This is a genomic window from Deinococcus roseus (assembly GCF_014646895.1).
Taxonomy (GTDB): Bacteria; Deinococcota; Deinococci; order Deinococcales; family Deinococcaceae; genus Deinococcus_C; species Deinococcus_C roseus.
Genome location: NZ_BMOD01000014.1, coordinates 20,023 through 40,102, shown reverse-complemented (window position 1 = coordinate 40,102; position 20,080 = coordinate 20,023). Strand labels below are relative to the sequence as shown.

Here is a 20,080-nt window from a genome sequence, read left to right as displayed (position 1 = left end):
TCAAATGGAGGGAGCATCATGTTTTTCTGGGGTTCAGCGCAAAATGCGTTTCTCCCTGGCGGCTTTCAGCCACAGGGGGAATTCCGCCAGCATGCGGCGGTACAGTTCCGCATCGCTGATCTCCGCAAGGTCATCCACCGCAAAGAAATTCGCGTTGTCCACCACCCGGCCCTCCAGGGCGTCCAGTTTCTCCAGAACCCCGTAATTCCTGCCGCCCAGACCAATGAACTGCCAGAAGATCGGGAAGTGTGCCGCCTCGGTGATCACCTGTTTGATGGCCCCCGTCTGGCTGACCCCACCATCCGAAATGAACAAAATCAAAACCGGATCCTTGCTGTTCTTGTGCCGTTCCAGCAACGCCCGCATCACCGGGGGTTCATTGTTCGCCCCGCCCAGCCCCAGCAGAAACCGTCCGGATTCCGTCAGCACCGTCCTGGCCACGTACCCGTCCAGGTTCTGCAGGGTCACGTCCTCGGTGTGGTGGTGCTCACTGGCATAAAACCAGCTTTCCAGTTTCCCGTCATCGTCGAGCCGCATGGCCAGCACCGCAATGCGGTCCACCACCTGCTGCACGGTGCCACTGCGGTAGGCGTTCTTCATGCTGCCGGTCGCATCCATCACCAGCACCACCGCCGCTTTCTCGTCCGCCACCCCCTGTTTTTCCAGCGTCAAATTGACGGTCTTCACCAGGTTGATCAACTTCTGACCGGACGGGTGGGCCTGCACCCGCTTCTCCAGGTCCAGACTTTTGCTGAGTTTCGGGGGTTTTGGTGCAGTGGGGGTTTTCTCCACCCCGCCGTAATGCCGGAGCAGCTGGGAGAGGCCCCCAGAGAACCCCTGACCCACCGCCCCGATGCGCCACTGGTCCTTGAAGTAGACTTCCAGGAAGATCAGGGCTTTCTCCTTGAGGAATTCTGTTCCGGTGACCTGGAAGGCCATCACCTCCTGGCCCCCAGCCAAGAGGGTGATCTGCCCTTCTGGAAAATCACGCATGGTTCCGTTCCCGTCAATGCTCACCGTGAACACCAGTTTTCGCACCGACTCAGGCAAAAGGGACAGGTTCACCTGGAAGCGCTGCAGTTCCCCCGGTTGCCCCGGAAGCAACCTCAGGGCCCCCCGAGGGCTTTCTGGCTGGTTGAAGAAGCAGAAAAAACGGTCATCGGAGAGCTGGTCCTGAGCATCCACCCCGAAGAGGGTGGCGTCCAGGGTCAGGTTCTGGGGGTTCTTGAAGCGCACCGCAACCGTGAACTCCGGCAAGGGGGTCACAGCGATCAGGGGGCTTTTCTGGCCTTTGCTGAACCTCAACATGCACTAAACCTCAGGGCTTCACCGGCACCGAGAACGAAAAAGGCCTCAGGGGGTACACGCCCAGCACCTTGCCATCCGGGAGGCTGGTGCGGTAAAACGCCCCGGTGAGGGTGTAGGTGCCTTCCGGCAAATGGCCCGTGTGCTGAAAGACCTGAAACACTTCGGTTCCAGCTGGATCCTTGCCGTCAGCGTGCACGTGCAGTAATTGCAAAATGCACATGGTCTCCCCGATCTTGCCGTATTTCCTGAGGGGGAATTCCACCCCATCCTGGTTTTTCAGGCGGTACCGGAAGTCACACTGGCCCAGCTGGAAATCCAGCGGCAAGCCCGGCAGGGGATGCAGCCTGAGGGACAGGGCCAGGGAGGGACCGAAATCTTCATCTGGAGACACCGACCTCAACACCAGACTCACCTCAGGGGTGGCCTGCTGCTGTGTTTTGGGCTCAGCTTCCTGGGCCAGCGCAATAGGAAAAAGCGTCAATGCCAGTGCAAGAAACAAACGTCGCATGCCTGCATTGTAAGCCTGATTCAGTCCCATTGCTGCCCGGTAAGGGTGAGGGGATCCCGGCTGATTTCCGGGCAGGACACCTTCACCAGCCCTGCTTCAAAGCCCAGCACCTTGCAATTGAACCTGGCCAGCACTTCGGGGCTCAGGTAAGCCTGATCTTTGTAACGGATGTAGTCGCTGGCTGCGGTTTCGCTGTACTTCAGGGTTTCATCGTGGGTTTTGAAACGCACCGTGACCTGATCGTCAAAAATGGTGATGTACTCCATCCCTGGGTCCACTTTGTTCATGAGGACCACCAGATCGGAAAGCAGGGTGTAGGGCACGCCACTTTGCACGTTTGAGGGCCGGGGACCTGTGGGTTTGTGGTCCTCGGTGAGTTTGTTGGCCCCTTCCAGCACATCAAAACTTTCGATGCCCCGCCCCCTGGACATCAGCACGGTGAGTTTGCTGGTCCGCTGCAGGTTCTCTTTCAGGGAAGGCATTTTGCTGGGGTTGAAGTAATAGATGTTGTCCCCACTCCAGATGCAGGGGGTTTTGCTGCAACTGACGTCGAAATCTTCCCCTTCTTTGGTTTGGGTGGGCTGGTACCGGGCGATTTCCTTTCCGGCAGCGTCTTTCAGCACCAACACCGTGTTGTAATCTCTGGCCACAGTCGGACTGGAAGCTTCTGCGTACATGTAGACCAGCACCGAAGCCGGAGCGCTGCTCAGGGCCGCCAGGCTGGGTTTGTTGTCCAGCTTCTTGCCGGAGGAGAAACAGATGTTGTAGATGCCACCCAGACCGTTTTGCAGGGAGCTGGGGATCACGTCGTAAATGTCGAAGCCCTCAGGATTCGGGTTCTTCAGGTCAAAAACATACTGGGTGTAATGCCGGACGGTGCCGGAGGTTTCCCCGATGGGGAGGGAGCCGTCTGCGTAGCCTTCAGTGCAGGCGGCATCGATGCTGGCGGTGGTAGGGTAGAACATTTCGGTGTAAAACCCCTGGGCCAACGCAGGGCTGAGGGTCATCAGGGTGAAAAGCAAACGTTTTTTCATGTGGCTCCTGACTTCAGGGTAACCGGAAAGGGGCAACGTGAACCATCAGGGCTTCCCCTCGCTTGGGTGCCCCAGGGTGCAGAGGCCCAGGTGAATGACTTCAGTCAAAGCAAACACCTGATCTTCCTGCTGCTCCAGATGGGTCCTGAGGCACAGCTGCACGTCTGTTGGGAGGTGGTTCAGGTTCACGGGGAACTTCAGCCACAGTGCTTCATCGTGCTGGCAACTCTGAAGGAAAGCACGCACCAGAAGCTTCAGGGTGGTGTTCTCATGATTCCGGGCGAGGCGACCCACCGCCCAGAGCACCCGGGATTTCAATTCTGGCAGGCCCTGTTGCAAAGCGTCTTCAATGTCCTGCAGGTATGTGTCCTGACTGCGCCTCGGGTGCGGTCCCTGGGTGGCCCTGGGTTTGCCGTGGCGTTTCAGGAAATGGACGATTTCTCGGGTGAGGGCATGGGTCTGTTCGGAGTGCTGCATGGGTTCAAACTCACTTCAGCGTAACCGGTGCCCGCGACAGGATCTGACAGCCCTGTCTGAACTGGAGGTGGCGTGTTCCCCAGTGAACTGCGGTATGGTTGCACCAGAGGTTTGCACCACAGACTTCTGGAGACCAGGCACGTTGAGGTTGGGCTGACCGGACATCGATTTGCACCGGTGGCTTGATGCTTGATGCCGTCCCCGACTTGAAAACTGCCCAGGCATATGAACAATACAACACATCTGATTGCCCTCAACGAAAGCACACAGATCAGGCAGAAAGAAGACACACCCTGTACAAGCCCTCAGACCTTCGAGGTGCATCCATGATGGGCTGGTGGATTGTGGTGTCCATGCAGACCCCGGAGGAAAGAGACCTCACCGACCTGGAAGGGCGCAAAGCGGCCATCCTCGCCCAGTGGGAAACCGGATTGGAAGGGATCCGCTGGCTGGATGAACTGACCGATGCAGGGAAAGCCACCAGACTCTCCAGAGGGGGATACCCGAACCGTTACCTCGCCCTGGCCGGGGATGTGCTGCCCCTCTTGCAGGGGGAAACCACCTCACTTCCCAGGGAAGGGGTGTGGGTGTTCGGCATCGATGAGGGCGAGGAGTACGCCTTGCCCCCAGGCTGGAGAGGCAAAGTCGAAATGAACGCCGATTTGATCCGGACGTGCCCGGCCAGTCATCTGCTGACCATCGACTGCTGGGATCAATCATGACTCCTTCAAAACAGTGATGGCGCTGGAATTACACTTCAGACGTGAAGAAGATGGGGATGGGAACAACTCCATCGCTCTGCTGTTTTTCCCGGAAAGCCACCACCCGATGGCGGCACTCTGGTTCGCAGTGCACCACCACCATGATGCGTGTGTCACTTTCGGTTTCCAGCAGGATTCTGCCGTTCAATGAGAGCAGCCCGGTGCCTCTGGCCTGTAAGGCGCTCCAATGCTGTATTCTCCGGAGGCCTTCGGTGAAATCAGGGACGGTGTGGTACTCCAGGGTGGCAGCGGCAACATCGCCGGGGTGCTGGTACCAGCCCAGCTCAAGGGAAAGCGGTTGTTCTTTCAACATGGGTCCACTGTACAGAAAGCCAGATTCGGGCGAAGTTGAATTTTCCTCACAGCCCGAATTTGCTGTTCTGGAAGTCAGGGTTGGGTGCTGAGGGTGGCTTGAGGCCCTGGCCTTTGACGGGAGTGAAGGTGGCAACAATCCCAGTGCGGAGGACAGGCCCATCGGTCCACTGTTCACCGGGACATAAAGGGTGCTGACTTTCAAAGTGGTGTCCTGGGAAAGCTCGATCAGCACGCACCCGATGAGTGCGGCCTCTTCACTGGCTTCACTTCCTGCTGGCTTCTCGAACACGTCTTTCACCTGCGGGTATTGCAGGGAGGCCTTTTCGATGCTCCCCTGGCGGGTGTGCACTTCAATCACCTGACCGCCCTGCAGACTGCCCATGTGGAAGTACTGGGTGCATTCGAAACCGAGGTAATCGTTCCACTGGGCAACCTGACTGACCCCGAGGATGGGGTCTTTCATCCAGCCCGGACCTGGGACAACGTAGGTGAAGAGTTCCACCCCATCTCCGGTGTCGGCCCACATGTAATCACTGGGGCCTTGCTGCCATTGGACCTGTGCGAATGAGATGCCAAACAGTGAGACCATCAGAGTGAGCATTTTTTGCATGCGTTTCACTGTGCAAGATCACTGCAGGCTCAGGAGCAGCTGCTGCAGACAGGACTTTCATCATGACTCGCCGGTTTCACCCGTATCAACGTCCAGGGCATTCAGGATCTCTGTTGCTGTGTATCGGATAGCACTGTGGGCACTCTGGGTGCTGCTTTCGATGGCAAAACGGAAGTCAGCAAGCAGGCCTTGCTGAACAAAGGCCTTCAAATGTCTCTGAATGCTGCTCAGAATGTGGTATTTGCTGAGGATGTCTCTGCTTTCCAGCAAGCTCAATAAATGTTTTTGTACCAGGGGACCGTAGAAAGGGTCGGAGATGATCTGTGGTTGACAGGCCAGAGCACTGGCTTGGCTGCGCACTTGAGGGGATGAGTCATCCATCAGCAGGGGCACCACCGGGAGAAGTGACCTTGCTCGGTCCGGATGGGTTGCCAGCAAGCCTTTGAAAACCCCTACGGCGTCCGCGCGGGTGGATTCCAATTTGGCAGTGAATCCTTCCATCACAACTTGCAGATCTTCTTGGGTGAAAGTCACTCCTGCTGCCAGTTTGATCTTCAAAAAGGCCAGTTGCATTTTCACCACTTCTTGGGCACGGTCAAAGAATCCTCTGGTGGCGTCACGGGCCTTTTCAAGGGAGGCTGAGTGGTTGAGCAGGAACTGCATCATGCTTCTATCGTGTTTTAGTACTTCCCCTGCTGAGGCCACAGCGTTGTACAGTTCGGTTTTGTAAAACAATGCCAAAGCATCATTTTGAGAGGCAAGTTGAACCACTTTTGTAACTTGTTGTAGAACCTCATTGAGTGGCAGTACTGACTGGTATTGCCGGATCAGATGAGCCCATACCCGCATGTTGGTGTTGCGGTTGGCATAGGCCTGAATCTTACCTTCCACAATGGAAGGAATGAACCGGGCAAGTCCCGCGCCTATCTTAAGAACGAGCTCCTTAACAGGTTTGGCCAGTTCGGGATCCATTTTGCCTTGAAAATACCAAGCGTAGCCTTCACTCAGGCCGTTTTCCCCAGTGATTTGGCTGATCATCCATGCATTCAATTCACTGGCCAGTTCCGGGTAGGTCAAACGAAGTTGTTGTGCCAGATTCACCCACCCGATGCCTGTGTTGCTTGGAATGTCCTCTTCAACAAGGACCCTTGCCACCTGTCGTGCAAGCGGGAGTTGCTCAGGGGTCCAGTCATGTTGCACCAGCACATCCAACATTTCAAAGTTTTGACGGTCTTCAAGAAACCACGTTACCAATTGTTGGAGGTCTTCGCTGTCCAGATGATTTATGGTGGCTAAGGTGTCCACGAACAGCCTGCTTGAGCGGTAGTAAGACTCCACCAGATGGTGTCCAGGCTGATTGGGGGTGTCTTCACTGGGCTCAGCGGTTGTTCGATTCTCTGCATAAGCCTTGATGAACTCTTTGGTCAGCTGGCTGAGTGCCTCATCGGTCAGGTACTGGAAGCAGTATTTCACGGTTTCCAGCAGGGTGGCGTAGTGCCGACTGGCCCATACTCCCGTGCTGGTGATGGGTCTGTCCTTCAACACCAGTTGCTGTAGTTGTGCATATCGACCCAGATGATGGAGGAACCGATCCAGGTATTTGGCCATCAGTTGTTCGTTGCGGGCCCGCCAGATTTCCTGAAAACCCACAAAGATTGCCTGTGGATCAGGGTCCTGTGATTGATGGACGGCCAACGCCTGAGCAAAGTCTGTGCGGATGTAGTGGGCGGCTTCCACGTCTCCACAGGCGTAAGCCACCGTAAGAGAAGCGTTCAGGTAAGCCACCTCGTGAGGCTGACCTCCTCGATGGCGTACAGAACTTTCCCGGGTGTTCACCAACGTTTCCAGGCTTTCTTCTTCCCACTCGCTCAGCATGACCTTTTGCAGGTGATCAATGATGGGATTAAACCGCCAGCCGGGTCTGTCTCCAAAGTCAAACATTTCCTGGAAGCTTCTGAAACGGTCCAGGCAGCCCTCAATGCGCTGCAAGCTCATCTGCATATGGTGCTCATGCTGAAAAAGTGATGGATTGTGAGCGTCCCTGGCTGCTTTGTAAAGCTGCTGTGCCACCACGCTGTCCCCCAGTTCTGAAGCCAGTGTGGCTTTGAACTTCAGGTGTGCAATGTACTCCAAGGAGCCTTCAGCAGGAGCAGGCACCTGCTGGTATTCCTGGAATGCCTGATGAAATTCACCTTCGACACAAAGTAGCACCACCCGGAGTTTTTTCTGTTCTTCTGACAGGCTTTCAAGCGATTGTGAGGTGAGGTTGCGGTAAAATTCCCAGTAATTCTTGTCTGGAAGGATAAATTCATGGAGAAGGTCTCGGTTCCATTCGATCAGGCAAGGAATCTCGAAGTACTGGAAGTCATTCGTCATGTGTCTTTCCCTTGTATCCAATAATGTAGTTCTTCTGGTCAAAGTTGGTTTCTGTCGCATTGGAGAAGGCTCGAATGCGTCTTGTCGCAAGAACCTGTAAAGCTGTTTCGATGTTGCTGACGGCATCTTGTGGATCCGAGAACTCCTTTGACATGAAGCGGTCAAGTCGCATGTCATTGATCAGTTCTCTGCGCTTGGGGTTATCCATGAAACCTTTTTCATAGAGTGCAATCATGGTTTTTCTTTGACTGAGAACTTGCTCGTATTCGTACAGCACTGCTTCTCGTGCGACCAGCTTCCCATGCTTGGTCTTTTGGAAATCGGTGGTGAAAAATACCATGACCACAATGTCACATTCACTGACCATTTCTTCCATGGTTGCCCGTGCGTTAGTGAAATGAGCAGAGTCTTCTATCAGGCTGTACGTCCAGATGGGGTTGGGATGGTGGGTACGGATGTACGCGAGGATGCTTCGCATCTGTAAGGGAAGCGGCTCATTCATGGCAGAGCTGACAAATACAGTAAGTCTATTAACTGTGCTGTTCACGGTGCTCCTTGGGCAGGCAAAAGTCCAGTCGTTTTTCTAGGCTGGCAACCAGAGTGTGTGTCTGATGGGGCGATGCTTGAGGAAGTTGATCTTTAGCGTGTCTTACGAAATGGAACCCAGTATAGGATAAAAGGATCACAGCCTTATGATCTCACATTGCCATTGCTCATGGGTACTCCTACTGTAATACCGCTTATTTGCACGTCATAACTGCTCAGACAGAGTTTTTGGTGGTTTTGGTTCTTCCAGGCAGCGGGACCAACTGCGAGTCATTCAGTTTGAATGCCAGTACCACTTGTTCCAGAAACGTACCACTGTTTCTGCTTACTGTGCGATGCCTTCGAAGTGGTACTGGTCCTTATTTTGGTAAGGGGTCTTTAGGTTCAGCTTCTGCACCATCCCCTGCACTCCCCCAGAAGGCGGTTCCTGTCGATGTCTCTCCAAGTTAGGCCATTTTTAGAAATCTTTCTTGCCGCACTACCAGGTAAAATTCTCTTATCGGCTTGAAGCCTTTTTTGCCGCATTACCGACCCACCAGGGGATTTCTGGAAAGGCTCACCTCCTTGTGAAAGACCATTGGTGCCATAGAATTCATTCCTGTAAATGCAAGAGGGCAGCTGATAAAAATCCAGCTGCTCTCTTGGTTTTTGCCTCTCAGGAATGGTATTTGCGAAAGCCATCAATCTGGCCCAGTTGAAACAGCGCGTCCACCAAGTCATCGATCAGGGGTTGCAGGTTCGAGGTGTTGGTTGAGGTCAAACCTTCGAGGATGGGATGCAACTCTCGGGTCTGAAAAGCAAAAATCGACTGGGTCCTCAGGTAAGTGATCAGGACAGGCATCCAGGAAGCTGGTGCAGCTTGTAGACCAGAAATCAGCCGCTCCCAGACAAATGCATCAGCCAGTTTCCCCCATGGCATCACCTTCATCATTTGATTCAAACTCCACTGTTCTTCAAATTTGTTGTTGGAGAACCACCACGAAAACTGTAAGGCAAATGCGTTTCGGCGTTCCTCAAGCACATCTGCTGGCCAATCGAACGCCAACACCTGATCCCAGAATGTCTGAAAGCGCTTCAGAACCTCTTCTGGAATGTCATCCTCATTGCTGATGGAACGACCAATGAAAGAAGACAGGTGAGAGAGGGCTTCCACACTGCTGTTGCTTAAAAAGGCCTCAAGGATGCCATCTGGTGCATTCAAACTGGTCAGACCGCGCCCCAGCAGGAGAGCGAGGTGTTCAGCGAAGTCCTTTTGGATGCTGTCATGTTTTGACCAGATGGTGGGGGTTGTTCCAGCGAGGTCCACTTTGGCGTAAATCTGGTATTGCTCTGAAAGGTTCCGGAAGGTGTCGTTGTAGACCTTGCACCACACCAGGTAGGTGACCCAGGCTGCTTCTGAGGAGGAAGGGTAATCGCGGTTGAACAAAATGTGCTTCAGTTGTTCCCCCCACACTGCATCCATGTGCAACAACCAGGGGAGCCTGAACCCCACAGCAGCATAAAGAACTGTGCTTTCACGGTAACTGCTCAGGTGATGCAAGAGGAATTGTTTTGCCGATTCCAGATTGATGCTCAAGCGCTCAGGCCTGTCCTGAACGTTGCGGCTTGTGGTTTCCAGCCAGATCACCAGGGCGAGTGCTGCTTTGCCCCAGTTGTTGTTGATGGTGTTGGTCAGCACTGCGTGTGGATCATATTCTGCAATGGAGGAATCCACCAGCAGACTGCGTTGCTGCAGGACCTCCACCAGCACCTCACCAATGTCAGCAAGGACGTCCACAGGTGGCACAAGGCTTTTGCGCAGGATGTTTTCCAGGATGTCACAGCTCATGCCGATGGAGTTGGCATGCAAACCTGTGTGTGCGTGTTCTTCCAGCAGGCGTTTGAGGAGCAACACCACTTTTTCCAGATAAGGCGAGGTGTTCGCGCCTTCGAACTCCCTCAAGAACCACAAGATGGTGAACAGGTACTCCCCCTGGATGGACTTAAAGTCTTCCATCAATTCCAGCACCAGTTGAGGTTGCTCCTTGAGGTATTCGGCCAGGCGTTGCTTCAGGGCTTCTATGCGGTCAGACCGGAAATTCATGCGGTTTGTGGTCCTGGGGGGTTCCCCTTTGAGCAAATCCACCACCTGTGGAACCGTCATTTCTCTGAGGTCTTGCAACGTCAGAGAAGACTCCACTCCATATTCGACCTGCACCTCTTGCTCTTGAGCCGAGGTGGGGGGACCGAAGACCTCCTGAAGTTGGGCTCTTCTTGCCTCCCAGGGTTCAGGCAAGTCCGGGCCGAGTTTTAACAGCTGATGATAGAGCCATTCTTCGTGGTCTTTTTCCAAGTCGTCTGCGGTCCAGTTGGGCTTTCTGTCCTGGTAGTATTTCAGGGTGTGGCCCAGGAAGTAGCCATGTTCTAGGGCATCCCAAACCGTAAATTGTTCGTTTCTGGACAATCCGCTGAAGTGTTTTTCTGCGAGTGTTTGGTATTCTCTTTCGACAAAATAGTCCAGCAGGTTTTGGGGATCCTTGAGTTCCTGGACAATCAAGTCCTTTAAGGGTGTGTTGGAAAGTGTCAGCAGGTGCAGCCTCAAACGTCGAAAGATCACAGCGGGTTTCTTGGCCAGCTCTTCCCAGAGGGTTCGCACTTTCTGGGGATTCTCTTTGTGCAACCCGAAGACATGCAACAATTCTTCAATGAGCACACCGTCCATGTAAGATCTGCGGATGGGATCTCTTGCAGTGAGGGTTTTGAAGTACACCGAGTAATGCACGTTCTCATTTCCCCGCATGGAACGAATGCTTGCGCATGTCTCGAGCACATCCATCAAAAGCAAGGGGTAGTCCTGAATGGAATTCAGGATTTCACGTTGATTGTGCAAGAAGTAGATGTATGAATGGCCCGCCATGGGTCTGGGCTCTGCTGTGTGGTAATCGTTGGAGAACGAACTGAAATGGGGCTTGACCGTGAGGTACAACCGGAGAAACTCAATGAGGTGTGAGTCTTCGAGATGAAGGATTTTTTCTCCAAGAAAGGTTTCAAGTGCATTGTAGGCTGCGGGATCAGAACATTTATTGACCCATGTGGTGATCTTGGTGCGCAAAGACTGGACCAGATCAGTGGGCAATTCCTGACACACCTGCAAGAGCCTCCAGATGGATTTGGAGGTGGGTTCGCTGATGTTTTGCAGAATGCTGAAGACGTCATAGGGGCGTGATGATGCAGCTGTTCTCAGATACTCCAGTCGTTCTGGAAAGTCATGGATTTGAGGCTCATCGTAGAATTTCAAGGCGTAGAGATAATCCAGCCACCCTTCGTGTCGGAGCTTCGAAAAGATATAGCTTTCAAGGACAGGAAAAGCGGTGTAGTTTTTGAGTTTTTGTGCCAGATCCAGGGTTGGAGTCTCGGTGAGGATCAGGTCGATTTCGGTGACTTGTTTAAACATTTCCACTGTTTACCCCTAGACTGGTGTCTTTTTGAGATTTGTTTTGCAAAAGGATCCACGATGAGACTATATCTGTTACCTCTTTGTGATCCTGACTGCTGTCATACCAGACCAACTGTATGCCCAATTCGTTAAATTGATTTTCTCGCTCTTCAATTTTGGTCAGATCCAAGTAGTAATTTTGTGTCGCTCTTTTTGGAAGTCTTACTGGCAGATGCATAAACAAAAACCTATTTCTTTTAACTCCAGAGGCTTTTTCGTGTTTTTTAATATCCATCAAAACTTCTCGTATGTATTCATCTGATGCACTGAAGCCAAAAAATACGACATCATGATGTAAAAATAGATTGTAAAAGAAATTATATATTTTTCGGTTTATTCGGTAATATTTGTTAAATTCACTTCGCGTCAGAATGATGTCAAATTCAGCAGCTCCAAAATTAATTTTACCGTGAGGGTGAAACAAGTGTGTGCCGCTTGTAGTAATGTTCTCCACTTTGCAATCATCAAGGATATGAACCCCAACTTCCCTGCTCATGAGCTGTAAAGCTAAACTGTCGTCCCAATTGGTGGTAACATATATTCTGCTTTTCAAATCAGACAGAAGCGACACAGAAACCTGCAAGATGGGCTTAAAGCTTCCAAAATAATCTAAAATAACTTGCTTATAAGTCACATGGTCATTGCGTTGAGCTGTATCCGCTGTATCAAGATAATCCGAGTCCTCAGTGAAATTTGGCACACCACATTTGATTGCTAGGCGGGCGACTAAGTCACCCCATCCTGGATAAAGTTCTTTTCCAGTTGACATGCCCGCACCGGTGAAAATGACTGTTTTTTCAGGAGAGGACCGCATGATTGCTTCAAGTGCGGTCCTGCGCTTACGAGATTGCTCTAAAAGATTACGGAGGATGGTCACACGATCATCCTACTGGCAGTTCTTGGTGATTGAACAGTAAGGGATTTCCCTTGTCGCCACACTGCATGTAGGTGAGGGTAACATTTTGCCGAGGATTTCAGGAGGTTCTGGAGATAAATGGTGAATGAATCTGTCACAATGACCCATGACTGAAAAACGTGAGGAAGTGAACGTAATTCCCCTCTCCCAGATGGGCATGATCCATGCCATGCTCACCGAGGAGCTGGCAGGCACCAGAGAGCAGTTTGAGACGCTCACCGAAGCCCTGGACCGCCCCCATGTGCTCGACGATGAAATCATCTCTCGGGTGAAGAAGGTCTACACCGACCAGCAAGGCATGCTTTACGCTTACGAAATCACCCTGGAGCGCTGGAAGGCTTTGACCCTCACCCCGGCCCAATTGCAGCGGGTGCAGACCATGGAAGGGCAACTGAAAGACCTCACCGAAGCCACAGCTCAGGTGCTGGACCTGGCCGACAAACTCTCTGAAGGCACCATCAACAAGGTGCTGGGCATGAGTGACCTCGAAGTGGCTCTTCTGTACCTGAAGGGACAGAAGAAACCCTAAACCCCCTCTGCAGTCCCCAGTGCTGCAATGCATTCAGGCCACACCGGCCAGCACAAAATTCCAGGACAAGGGCAAGACCAAACCCAGCATGGTCCTGTAAAGCGCCGATCCAGCTTACCCCTACGGAGAAGAGGGGGCCACCAGCGTCCAGCACCAACAGGGTGTGCGGGGCCAGGCGCAACTGGTCAGGGCCACCCAAACTTACCTTGCACAGGTGGTCCTTTGCTGTCTGGTTGTGGGAGAGGACTTCTGGTTTTCGGAAGGCGCAGTTTGTGAGGCAAGCGGGCCTGTGCGGCGACAAAAAAGGACACCACGTGAGTGATGCCCGAATGCATCCATGGAAGCAAACAGTTTTGCCTGGGCGACAGGCAGCATGGATGGTGTTTCCACATTAGCAAAGGTCTGATGCCAGCAGGTAAGAATTGTAACAGGACAGGTGCCCAAGGATTTCGGGTTTTCCCTCTGAAGTCATTTGCTCCGGTAAGTCCTGAGCGATCCCCATAAAGAGTTGCTTCCCGGTGTGTTGCGGAGATCGAGCTCTAAACAACCTGCTGGTTCTGGACGCTGGTGGGGGTTATGCTGAACCAGATGAAGCGCTTCCATGGTCATCCTCCGCCTTCCATTCCTCGACAGGTGTGGTGGGAAGCAGAAACCCATGGCTTCTGGGCTTCTGCGCTGCTCGCCGGGATCCTCTTTTCGGCCCACACCAACCAGATCGGTCACCTGCCCCTCAAAGACACTTATGTGGACTTTTTGACCTTCATTCCTTACGCTCTGCTGATCGTCCTGGCCTTTGGCTTTGGTTTCCTGCCCTTCTTCGTGCACCTGCTGCTGGCCTTCACCGTGGGCCGAATCCTGCAGAAAGCCCCCCTGGCCCCCCTGCCAGAAACCCTTGTGCACCTGACGGTGGGTGGCCATCTGGGCCTGTGGTTTGACCCCCTGGCTTCCCCCGCTGAGAGCCTTTTTGCTGGAGCCTCTTGCACCGTCACCTGCCTGCTCACCGCCCACTTGAGGTATGGCAAGAATTCTGGAAATTGACTCCATGTTTGATGGAAATTCATCATGTGACACGCCAGAATTCGCTTCTCTTTTTGACCTTACCTCTCCAGATCCTGCTCCAGGATGCTCCTGGAAACGGAGGGCCGGACCCGTCCGGGGAAAAACATCGGGCCATTTCACCTTTCTTCCTTCAAAAACACGACTGGGGTTCAGTCCGTTTCCCGCAGGGTGGCCACGTGGCTGATGGGCGACACACCGAACTGCCGTCGGTACTCGCGGCTGAACTGCGACGGACTGACGTAACCCACCTCGAATGCGGCCCGGGCCGCATCCATGTCCTGGGTCAGCATCAGCCGCTGGGCTTCCGAGAGCCGCAGGGTCTTCTGGTATTGCAGGGGGCTCATCGCCGTGATGTCTTTGAACAGGCGGTGGAACGCCGAAGGGCTCATCCCCACATGCTCGGCCAGGTCCGTGATGTTCAGCGGATCCCTGAAGTGCCTCTCCAGCCACCGGAGTGCCCTGGACAGGCGGTGGCTGTGACCACTGGCGGCAGCCATGTCCCGTAGCCGCTCCCCCTGAGGGGTGCACAGCAACCGGTACAGGATTTCCTGTTCGATCAGTGGGGCCAGCACCGGCAGGTCACCTGGAGTATCAAGCAAAGCCACCAGCCGCCGGAAGGCGTCCAGCAGTTCCGGGGAGGTGGCCCCCAGGGCAATGGCCCGCTGAGATGGTCTTTTGCTGGGGGCTGGAAGGTCGTGGTTGAGCAGGAACGCCGCCAGAGCATTCAGGTCCAGCATGAGCATCACAGCCAGGAACGGATGGTTCGGGCTGGCCTCCACAATTTGAGGCGTCACAGGCAGGTTGGCGGAAGTGAGCAAAAAATGCCCCGGTGTCATCAAAAACTGCTCCACCGCCAGCACCACCCGCTTCTGGCCACTGAGGACCACGGTGACGTTGGGCTGGTAGAGGCAGGGGGCCTCCGGCGTCGGTCTCACCCGGCGGTGCAGCGTCAGGGCAGGCCACAGGGTGGTGACATCTTCAGCCCAGCCCGTCCGGCGGAGCACCTGATCGGTCAGGGCCTGTGCACTGTTCTGGTGAGCCTCCACTTCCATAAGGGCCTGGCCTCCATGTATTTGGTTCCTTTGGCGTTCGGTGGGCATGTTGACCCTGGGGTGAAGGAATACCCCGAGCTTAAAGCGGGTTTGCCCTCATTTGGTGAGATTCAACTTTGTTCCTTCGGCAGCAAGGGTGGGCCTCAGAACAGCTCCAGGATGCCTGCTTTGCTGGAGTCCACGTAACGGTCCCGTTGCTTCACCCCGAACGGCCCGTAAGGGTAAGCGTTTGGTGTGGGTGCACTGACCTCATCCAGCCTCCGGGTTTCTTCCTCGCTCAGCACGAGGTCGCCGCCGATCAGGTTTTGCTCCAGCTGATCCAGGGTTCTCGCGCCGATGATGGGGGCGGTGACGCCTGGGCGGTTCGTGACCCAGCTGAGCGCGACCTGGCTGGGCGTGACCCCATTCTGTTTCGCGATGTCGACAACAACATCGAGGACCTCCCAATTCTGGTCTTTCGCGGCGAGGTCACCAAAGATGTGGTCGTACATCGGGTTGCCTTCTCCAGCCCGGGTGCCCTTGCCGGGTTGGCTGCCCTTTTGGTACTTGCCGCTCAGGAACCCTGAAGCCAGCGGGGACCACGGAAGGAGCCCAATGCCGTTGTGGAGGGCTGCAGGGACAATCTCGAACTCGATCTCGCGGGAGACTAGGCTGTACTGGGGCTGCAAGGTGACCGGCACGGTCAGGCCCAGGGCCTTTGCGGTGGAGAGGGCGAGTTGCATTTGCCAGCCGGTGAAGTTCGACAGGCCAATGTGGTGAATTTTGCCAGCACGCACGGCCCCGTCCAGGAACCTCAGGGTCTCTTCGATGGGGGTCAGGGGGTCCCAGGCGTGCAGCTGGTACAGGTCCACCGTTTCCCGTCCAAGGCGGCGCAGCGATGCATTCAGGGCGCGGTCCAGATTGCGCCTGGATGAACCGTTGTCGTTGGGATCGGATCCGGTGGCGAAGCGGCCCTTGGTGGCCAGGACGACCCGTCCGGTGATGTCATCGGGTCGGCTGGTAAACCAGCGTCCAAGGAGTTCTTCGGAGGCACCTGCCCCGTAAACGTTGGCGGTGTCGATCAGGTTGCCGCCAGCCTCGATGAACCGATCCAGGATCCTGAAGGCTTCGGCTTCGTCCGTCTCGGTGCCAAATCCCATCACACCGAGGGCGAGGTTCGAGACGCTGATGCCAGTTCCGGGGAGCGTGCGGTACTTCATGGTTGATCTCCGTTCGAGGTGGGTTGTGGGTCACTGTGGGCAAGGCTGCTGGACAGCTCCAGGTGGGCGTGGGCCTCTGCCAGCAAGGCCTGGGCCTTCTGCTCGAATGTGCTCACCGCGTCTGCACCGGCGGCGAAGCGAAAAGGCGGCTGATCATGGGCAGCAAGTTGCACGATTGCGTCGGCAAGTCTGGCCGGGTCCCCACCCTGCTGGCCGTTCATGCTGTTCCAGGCTGTGATGGTCTCCCGGGTTTTCTCGGCGTAGTCGTCAATGTGCGGCTGGGCGTAGGTGGTGGACGTTTCGGTGAGCAATTCGGTGCGGAAGAATCCCGGTTCCACCAGCATGGTGCGGATGCCGAAGGGGGCGACCTCGGGGGTGAGGGATTCCATCCAGCCTTCAATGCCGAACTTTGCGGCGGCGTAGGCCGTGCAGAACGCCCCTCCGGTGATGCCAGCGGTGGAAGAGAGGGTGATCAAGAGTCCGGAACGCTGCTTTCGCATCACAGGCAAGGCAGCCCTGGCAACGTTCATGGGGCCGAACAGCAAGGTCTCGATCTGGCTGCGCACCTGTTCGGGGCTGAGTTCCTCGAAGAACCCGGCGTAAAAGTTGCCTGCGTTGTTGACCAGCACGTCCAGTTGACCAAAGCGGTCCAAGGTGGCCTCAACCGCGGCCTGGGCGTCTTCTGGGCGGGTGACGTCGAGTGGGACGGTCAGGAGGTCCTGATGGTCCCCGAGTGCCGCCCTGATCCGTTCTGGGTTGCGTCCCGTGGCGACCACGAGGTGCCCGGCCTTCAAGGCGGCCTGTGCGAGATCGAGTCCCAGCCCACGCCCGGCTCCTGTGATCAGCCAGACTTGCTTGTTCGTGCTTTTCTCAGACATGACAGTCTCCAGTTTTCATTGAGGTGTGACGTGGGCCGTTCGTGTATCGGACGGCCCTGTTCACCTGTCATTGTAGGAGGTGAAGCTCAAGCGGACTTGCCTGATCGTGCTCAGTTCTTGCCTGATTTGCCCATGAAGACATGAAATACCGGCTTTGCCCATTGGTGGTCTGAGGGTTCCTCTGCGAGAGCGCATTCCGGTGTCCAGCATGATGAATCTCCACCAAACATGGAGTCAATTTCCAGAATCCTTGCCATACCTCCACTTCAGTCGGCTCAGGTGGAGTCGAAAACACCAGGGCACCTGACCCTTCCAGGCTCAGGTGTGGGAAATTGAGCCGTTTGGCTCGGCATGCCCCACTCCATGATGGAAAGCCAATCAAAACAACGCGACCAGCTGAACCTTGACGCAGTTCACTCCGGGAAAGCCCCATGCCGGACAGCAAGGCCATTTGAGTACAATGAAAGAATGGCGAGAAACACCATTCTGCACACCATTGAAATCGAATCCCAGGCCTCTGCCATCCCCCGGTGGTCCGCTCAGCTCCAGCGCTTCCACACAGAGCCCCCTGGGGTGCCGCACCACCAGATCATCAACCTGGCGGTGTTCCGTCCTGAGCAGCAGCAGTTCATCCGTGACCTCACCGGTGGGCAGGCCCGCTGCACCCTGATGCTGGAAGGCCGTCCCCATTACGCCCCGGAATTGCATCCTGCTGACACCGCGCGCTGGATGCGTTTCTTTGAGGATTACGCGGACCGCAAAGCCGCGTGGCTGCAAGGCCAGCAGGCCCTCAGGGACCGCATTGATGGGCTTCTTACCCTCAGTGATGAAGACCTGCTGCCCCACCATGAATTCATTCACGGTTCCCTGGGCAAAACACTGGAGGAAGAGTACCAGGTCAAAGCCAGTGCCGTGGTGGAGCGCTTCCGGGCTTTCCTGCTCACTCAGGCAGAAAAAATCAGCATGCGGAACCGGAAGTGGGCACTGCAGCATGGATCCCCCGAGTTGCAGGCCGCAGTAAACCAACTGCCTGAAGACGCCCTCTTGTTTGACTTCTGGGTGCATTTCTGGGAGGCGCACACCCTGCTGATGGACGATCCCCACATGGCGCACTGGGAGGTGGTGGACACCTTCCTGTACGAGTTTGTGCGCAAAACCTTCCCCGGGGCCTTCCTGTCTTACGGTGCCCTGGACACCCAGCCCATCACTGATGCCTCTGATGAGCTGCAGGAGCAGGCCAGAATTCTGGGCGGCACCCTGGCCCGGCATGAGGACCACGAGATTTACTTCCCGGAGCACCTGGCCAGCGAAGAAGCCGCGTTTCAGCCTTCCGGTCTGGTGGTGCAGGTGCCGTGGGGGTACCGTTGGCTGGTGTACCCACTGCCATTGCAATCCAACCTGCTCTGAGGGGAGAGGCTTCAGGCCTTCGGTGTTGCTGGGATGGCCCATCCAGAACAGCGGAAGCTTAACTTTGCATCTGAAGGATGGGTGGTTTCTTGTTGAACAAGTCATGGGAACTGGCTGTGCACCTTTTGCCCTTCTCCTCCTTCGGCTGAGGGGGTAAGGGTATGCAGGTCTTCCTGAAGTACACTTGGGCCATGACCCAAGGCCCTTCCCTGGACCAGCTGCCCATGCTCCTCAAAGACCTGCAAAGCCGGGTCCAGCACGGGAACCGCTTGCACCACAAGTTCCTCTACCAGTCCAGCCGCCCTCAAAATGCCCTGGAACGCCGCATGTTGCAAGAGACCATCAACAAACTCCGGCAGGACATCCGGGACAACCGGGAGATCCACCACACCCTGAATTTGTGGGAAGGTCAGGCCCAGACGGTCCGGCAACTCCAGGAGATCCGCACCTTCAGAGGGACCTTGAACGCCCATGAGGCGGTGCAAGAAGCGGTGCTGCTGGCCGCTGAACGCCTGCTGGAACATCCCCGGCCCCTGACTGGAAAGTTCGGGGAGCGCAGCGTGCTGCATTTGCCTTTGATCGAAGCTGTGGTGCGGGAGCACCAGCAGGGCACCGAAGAGGTGCTGGAACTCCTACAGGAAGCAGGGGAAGTGGCCGGGCAACTGGAGCCGGACCTGCTTGCACACATTCGGGAGGTGCAACAGCGGCAGGACCTGGACACCCAGGTGTTCCTGAAGGTGGTGGAAGGCTGGCAGCAGATCCCTGACATTGAAGAATTCCTGCCGCGCCTGCAGAAACTCCAGCAGGACCTGCACAACTGGCGGGTGAGCATCTTGCAGCTCGGTCAATTGTTTGAAGGTCAGAAGACTTGAAGACCAGAGGAACAAATCCAGCGGACTACGTGTTGGAACAAGAAAACCCGCAACTGGAGTGGTGCTCACCCTCAAAAGGAAAACGATGAACCATGAAAAACGCCATGTTCTCCTGCATCCTCATCGCAACCCTGACGCTCAGTGCACCTGCCCATGCGGTGGGTTTGTTTGGGCTCGCCCCTGAGAAGCTCACCGAACGTTTCGGTCCAGCGAAACGCCAGTTCTTCGAGGGCATCAAAACGCACGTGGCCAGCGTGTACTGCATCAAGGGCACCTACACCCCCCTGATCTGGAGTCAGGAGGATCAGCTTTACGTCTCAGACGACCAGCCTGCGCAACTGGGTGGGAACACCAACGGGTACTGTCCGGACAGTGCCGGGGAGAGCCTGTTCGTGAAGTTTGAGAAAGGGATCGCTGTGGCTTTTGCTTACGGAGCCCCGCACGGCAACACCTACGACCGGGGCTGGATGCACCACCTGGATCAATTGATTTCCGAGAACAATGCCCTGGATGACACCACCACCCAGACGTTCCAGGTGGGCACCACCACCTTGAAGATGGCTGTGTACCCCAAAGGGGCCAAGAGCCGGGTGTTCTTTGGCACGGGTGATCTGGCGGCCCTGGTGGGCGTGTTGTGGTACGGCCCGAACGGACAGCCGAAAGCCGATGAGGATGAACTGCTGGTGCGGCTGGTGATGAATTCTGCCCGGACTGTTCAGTGAACCCAGATGTCACCTGAACCGTCAGACGGTTTGAAC

At 55.4% G+C, this 20,080-nt stretch carries 18 protein-coding genes; 6 read left to right on the top strand and 12 right to left on the bottom strand.

Translation table 11 applies throughout. The features are described 5' to 3' along the window. Nucleotides 1–33: 33 nt before the first annotated feature. The 4 genes from IEY52_RS16405 to IEY52_RS16390 are packed head-to-tail and all read right to left on the bottom strand — an operon-like array spanning nt 34 to nt 3,327. Nucleotides 34–1,308: a VWA domain-containing protein gene (locus IEY52_RS16405; protein WP_189004301.1), complete on the bottom strand. Its 1,275-nt coding sequence runs from the start codon at nt 1,306–1,308 to the stop codon at nt 34–36. Nucleotides 1,309–1,318: 10 nt separating this feature from the next. Further along, the gene (locus IEY52_RS16400) at nt 1,319–1,816 is read right to left on the bottom strand and encodes a hypothetical protein (RefSeq protein WP_189004299.1); all 498 of its coding nucleotides are present in this window, start codon (nt 1,814–1,816) and stop codon (nt 1,319–1,321) included. A gap of 20 nt (nt 1,817–1,836) precedes the next feature. Beyond that, nucleotides 1,837–2,850, bottom strand: a complete 1,014-nt coding sequence (locus tag IEY52_RS16395; protein ID WP_189004297.1) for a hypothetical protein — start codon at nt 2,848–2,850, stop codon at nt 1,837–1,839. Nucleotides 2,851–2,895: 45 nt separating this feature from the next. Next, entirely contained in the window at nt 2,896–3,327 is a 432-nt protein-coding gene (locus IEY52_RS16390; protein WP_189004295.1) for a hypothetical protein, read from the bottom strand. A gap of 326 nt (nt 3,328–3,653) precedes the next feature. Here IEY52_RS16390 and IEY52_RS16385 point away from each other — a divergent pair, with 326 nt between their 5' ends. Continuing rightward, complete coding sequence (locus IEY52_RS16385) at nt 3,654–4,049, top strand: hypothetical protein (RefSeq protein ID WP_189004293.1); 396 nt, start codon at nt 3,654–3,656, stop codon at nt 4,047–4,049. Nucleotides 4,050–4,077: 28 nt separating this feature from the next. Here the strand turns inward: IEY52_RS16385 and IEY52_RS16380 are convergent, their stop codons facing one another. The 5 genes from IEY52_RS16380 to IEY52_RS16360 form a co-directional block, all read right to left on the bottom strand. Next, on the bottom strand, nt 4,078–5,013 hold the full coding sequence (locus tag IEY52_RS16380) for a hypothetical protein (protein ID WP_189004291.1): 936 nt from the start codon (nt 5,011–5,013) through the stop codon (nt 4,078–4,080). A 60-nt stretch (nt 5,014–5,073) separates the two neighbouring features. Further along, nucleotides 5,074–7,389: a hypothetical protein gene (locus IEY52_RS16375; protein ID WP_189004289.1), complete on the bottom strand. Its 2,316-nt coding sequence runs from the start codon at nt 7,387–7,389 to the stop codon at nt 5,074–5,076. After that, nucleotides 7,379–7,936 carry a hypothetical protein gene (locus IEY52_RS16370; protein WP_189004287.1) on the bottom strand — a complete coding sequence of 186 codons (558 nt, stop codon included), beginning with the start codon at nt 7,934–7,936 and terminating at the stop codon, nt 7,379–7,381. The genes IEY52_RS16375 and IEY52_RS16370 overlap by 11 nt, the downstream gene beginning before the upstream one ends. Before the next feature lie 654 nt (nt 7,937–8,590). After that, nucleotides 8,591–11,368, bottom strand: a complete 2,778-nt coding sequence (locus tag IEY52_RS16365; protein WP_189004285.1) for a hypothetical protein — start codon at nt 11,366–11,368, stop codon at nt 8,591–8,593. Continuing rightward, on the bottom strand, nt 11,361–12,287 hold the full coding sequence (locus IEY52_RS16360; protein ID WP_189004283.1) for an SIR2 family protein: 927 nt from the start codon (nt 12,285–12,287) through the stop codon (nt 11,361–11,363). The genes IEY52_RS16365 and IEY52_RS16360 overlap by 8 nt, the downstream gene beginning before the upstream one ends. Before the next feature lie 145 nt (nt 12,288–12,432). Between IEY52_RS16360 and IEY52_RS16355 the strand changes: the two genes are divergently transcribed. Both IEY52_RS16355 and IEY52_RS16350 read left to right on the top strand, forming a co-directional pair. Further along, nucleotides 12,433–12,855, top strand: coding sequence for a hypothetical protein (locus tag IEY52_RS16355; RefSeq protein WP_189004280.1), 423 nt, complete (start codon nt 12,433–12,435; stop codon nt 12,853–12,855). Nucleotides 12,856–13,431: 576 nt separating this feature from the next. Further along, nucleotides 13,432–13,893 (top strand): hypothetical protein, encoded by a 462-nt coding sequence (locus IEY52_RS16350; RefSeq protein WP_189004278.1) that lies wholly within the window; start codon nt 13,432–13,434, stop codon nt 13,891–13,893. Nucleotides 13,894–14,063: 170 nt separating this feature from the next. Here IEY52_RS16350 and IEY52_RS16345 read toward each other — a convergent pair whose 3' ends face one another. The 3 genes from IEY52_RS16345 to IEY52_RS16335 all read right to left on the bottom strand — a co-directional run bounded on the left by IEY52_RS16345 (nt 14,064) and on the right by IEY52_RS16335 (nt 17,043). Continuing rightward, a complete protein-coding gene (locus IEY52_RS16345; RefSeq protein ID WP_189004275.1) occupies nt 14,064–14,966 on the bottom strand; it encodes an AraC family transcriptional regulator in 903 nt (300 codons plus the stop codon). 143 nt (nt 14,967–15,109) lie between these two features. Then, nucleotides 15,110–16,165: an aldo/keto reductase gene (locus IEY52_RS16340; protein WP_189004273.1), complete on the bottom strand. Its 1,056-nt coding sequence runs from the start codon at nt 16,163–16,165 to the stop codon at nt 15,110–15,112. Then, nucleotides 16,162–17,043: an SDR family oxidoreductase gene (locus IEY52_RS16335; RefSeq protein WP_189004271.1), complete on the bottom strand. Its 882-nt coding sequence runs from the start codon at nt 17,041–17,043 to the stop codon at nt 16,162–16,164. Before IEY52_RS16335 ends, IEY52_RS16340 begins: the two co-directional genes overlap by 4 nt. Nucleotides 17,044–17,511: 468 nt before the next feature. Here IEY52_RS16335 and IEY52_RS16330 point away from each other — a divergent pair, with 468 nt between their 5' ends. The 3 genes from IEY52_RS16330 (at nt 17,512) to IEY52_RS16320 (ending at nt 20,044) form a co-directional block, all read left to right on the top strand. Continuing rightward, a complete protein-coding gene (locus tag IEY52_RS16330; RefSeq protein WP_189004269.1) occupies nt 17,512–18,450 on the top strand; it encodes a hypothetical protein in 939 nt (312 codons plus the stop codon). Between the two features lie 191 nt (nt 18,451–18,641). Continuing rightward, nucleotides 18,642–19,322: a hypothetical protein gene (locus IEY52_RS16325; RefSeq protein WP_189004267.1), complete on the top strand. Its 681-nt coding sequence runs from the start codon at nt 18,642–18,644 to the stop codon at nt 19,320–19,322. A 92-nt stretch (nt 19,323–19,414) separates the two neighbouring features. Continuing rightward, a complete protein-coding gene (locus tag IEY52_RS16320) occupies nt 19,415–20,044 on the top strand; it encodes a hypothetical protein (RefSeq protein WP_189004264.1) in 630 nt (209 codons plus the stop codon). Nucleotides 20,045–20,080 lie beyond the last annotated feature (36 nt).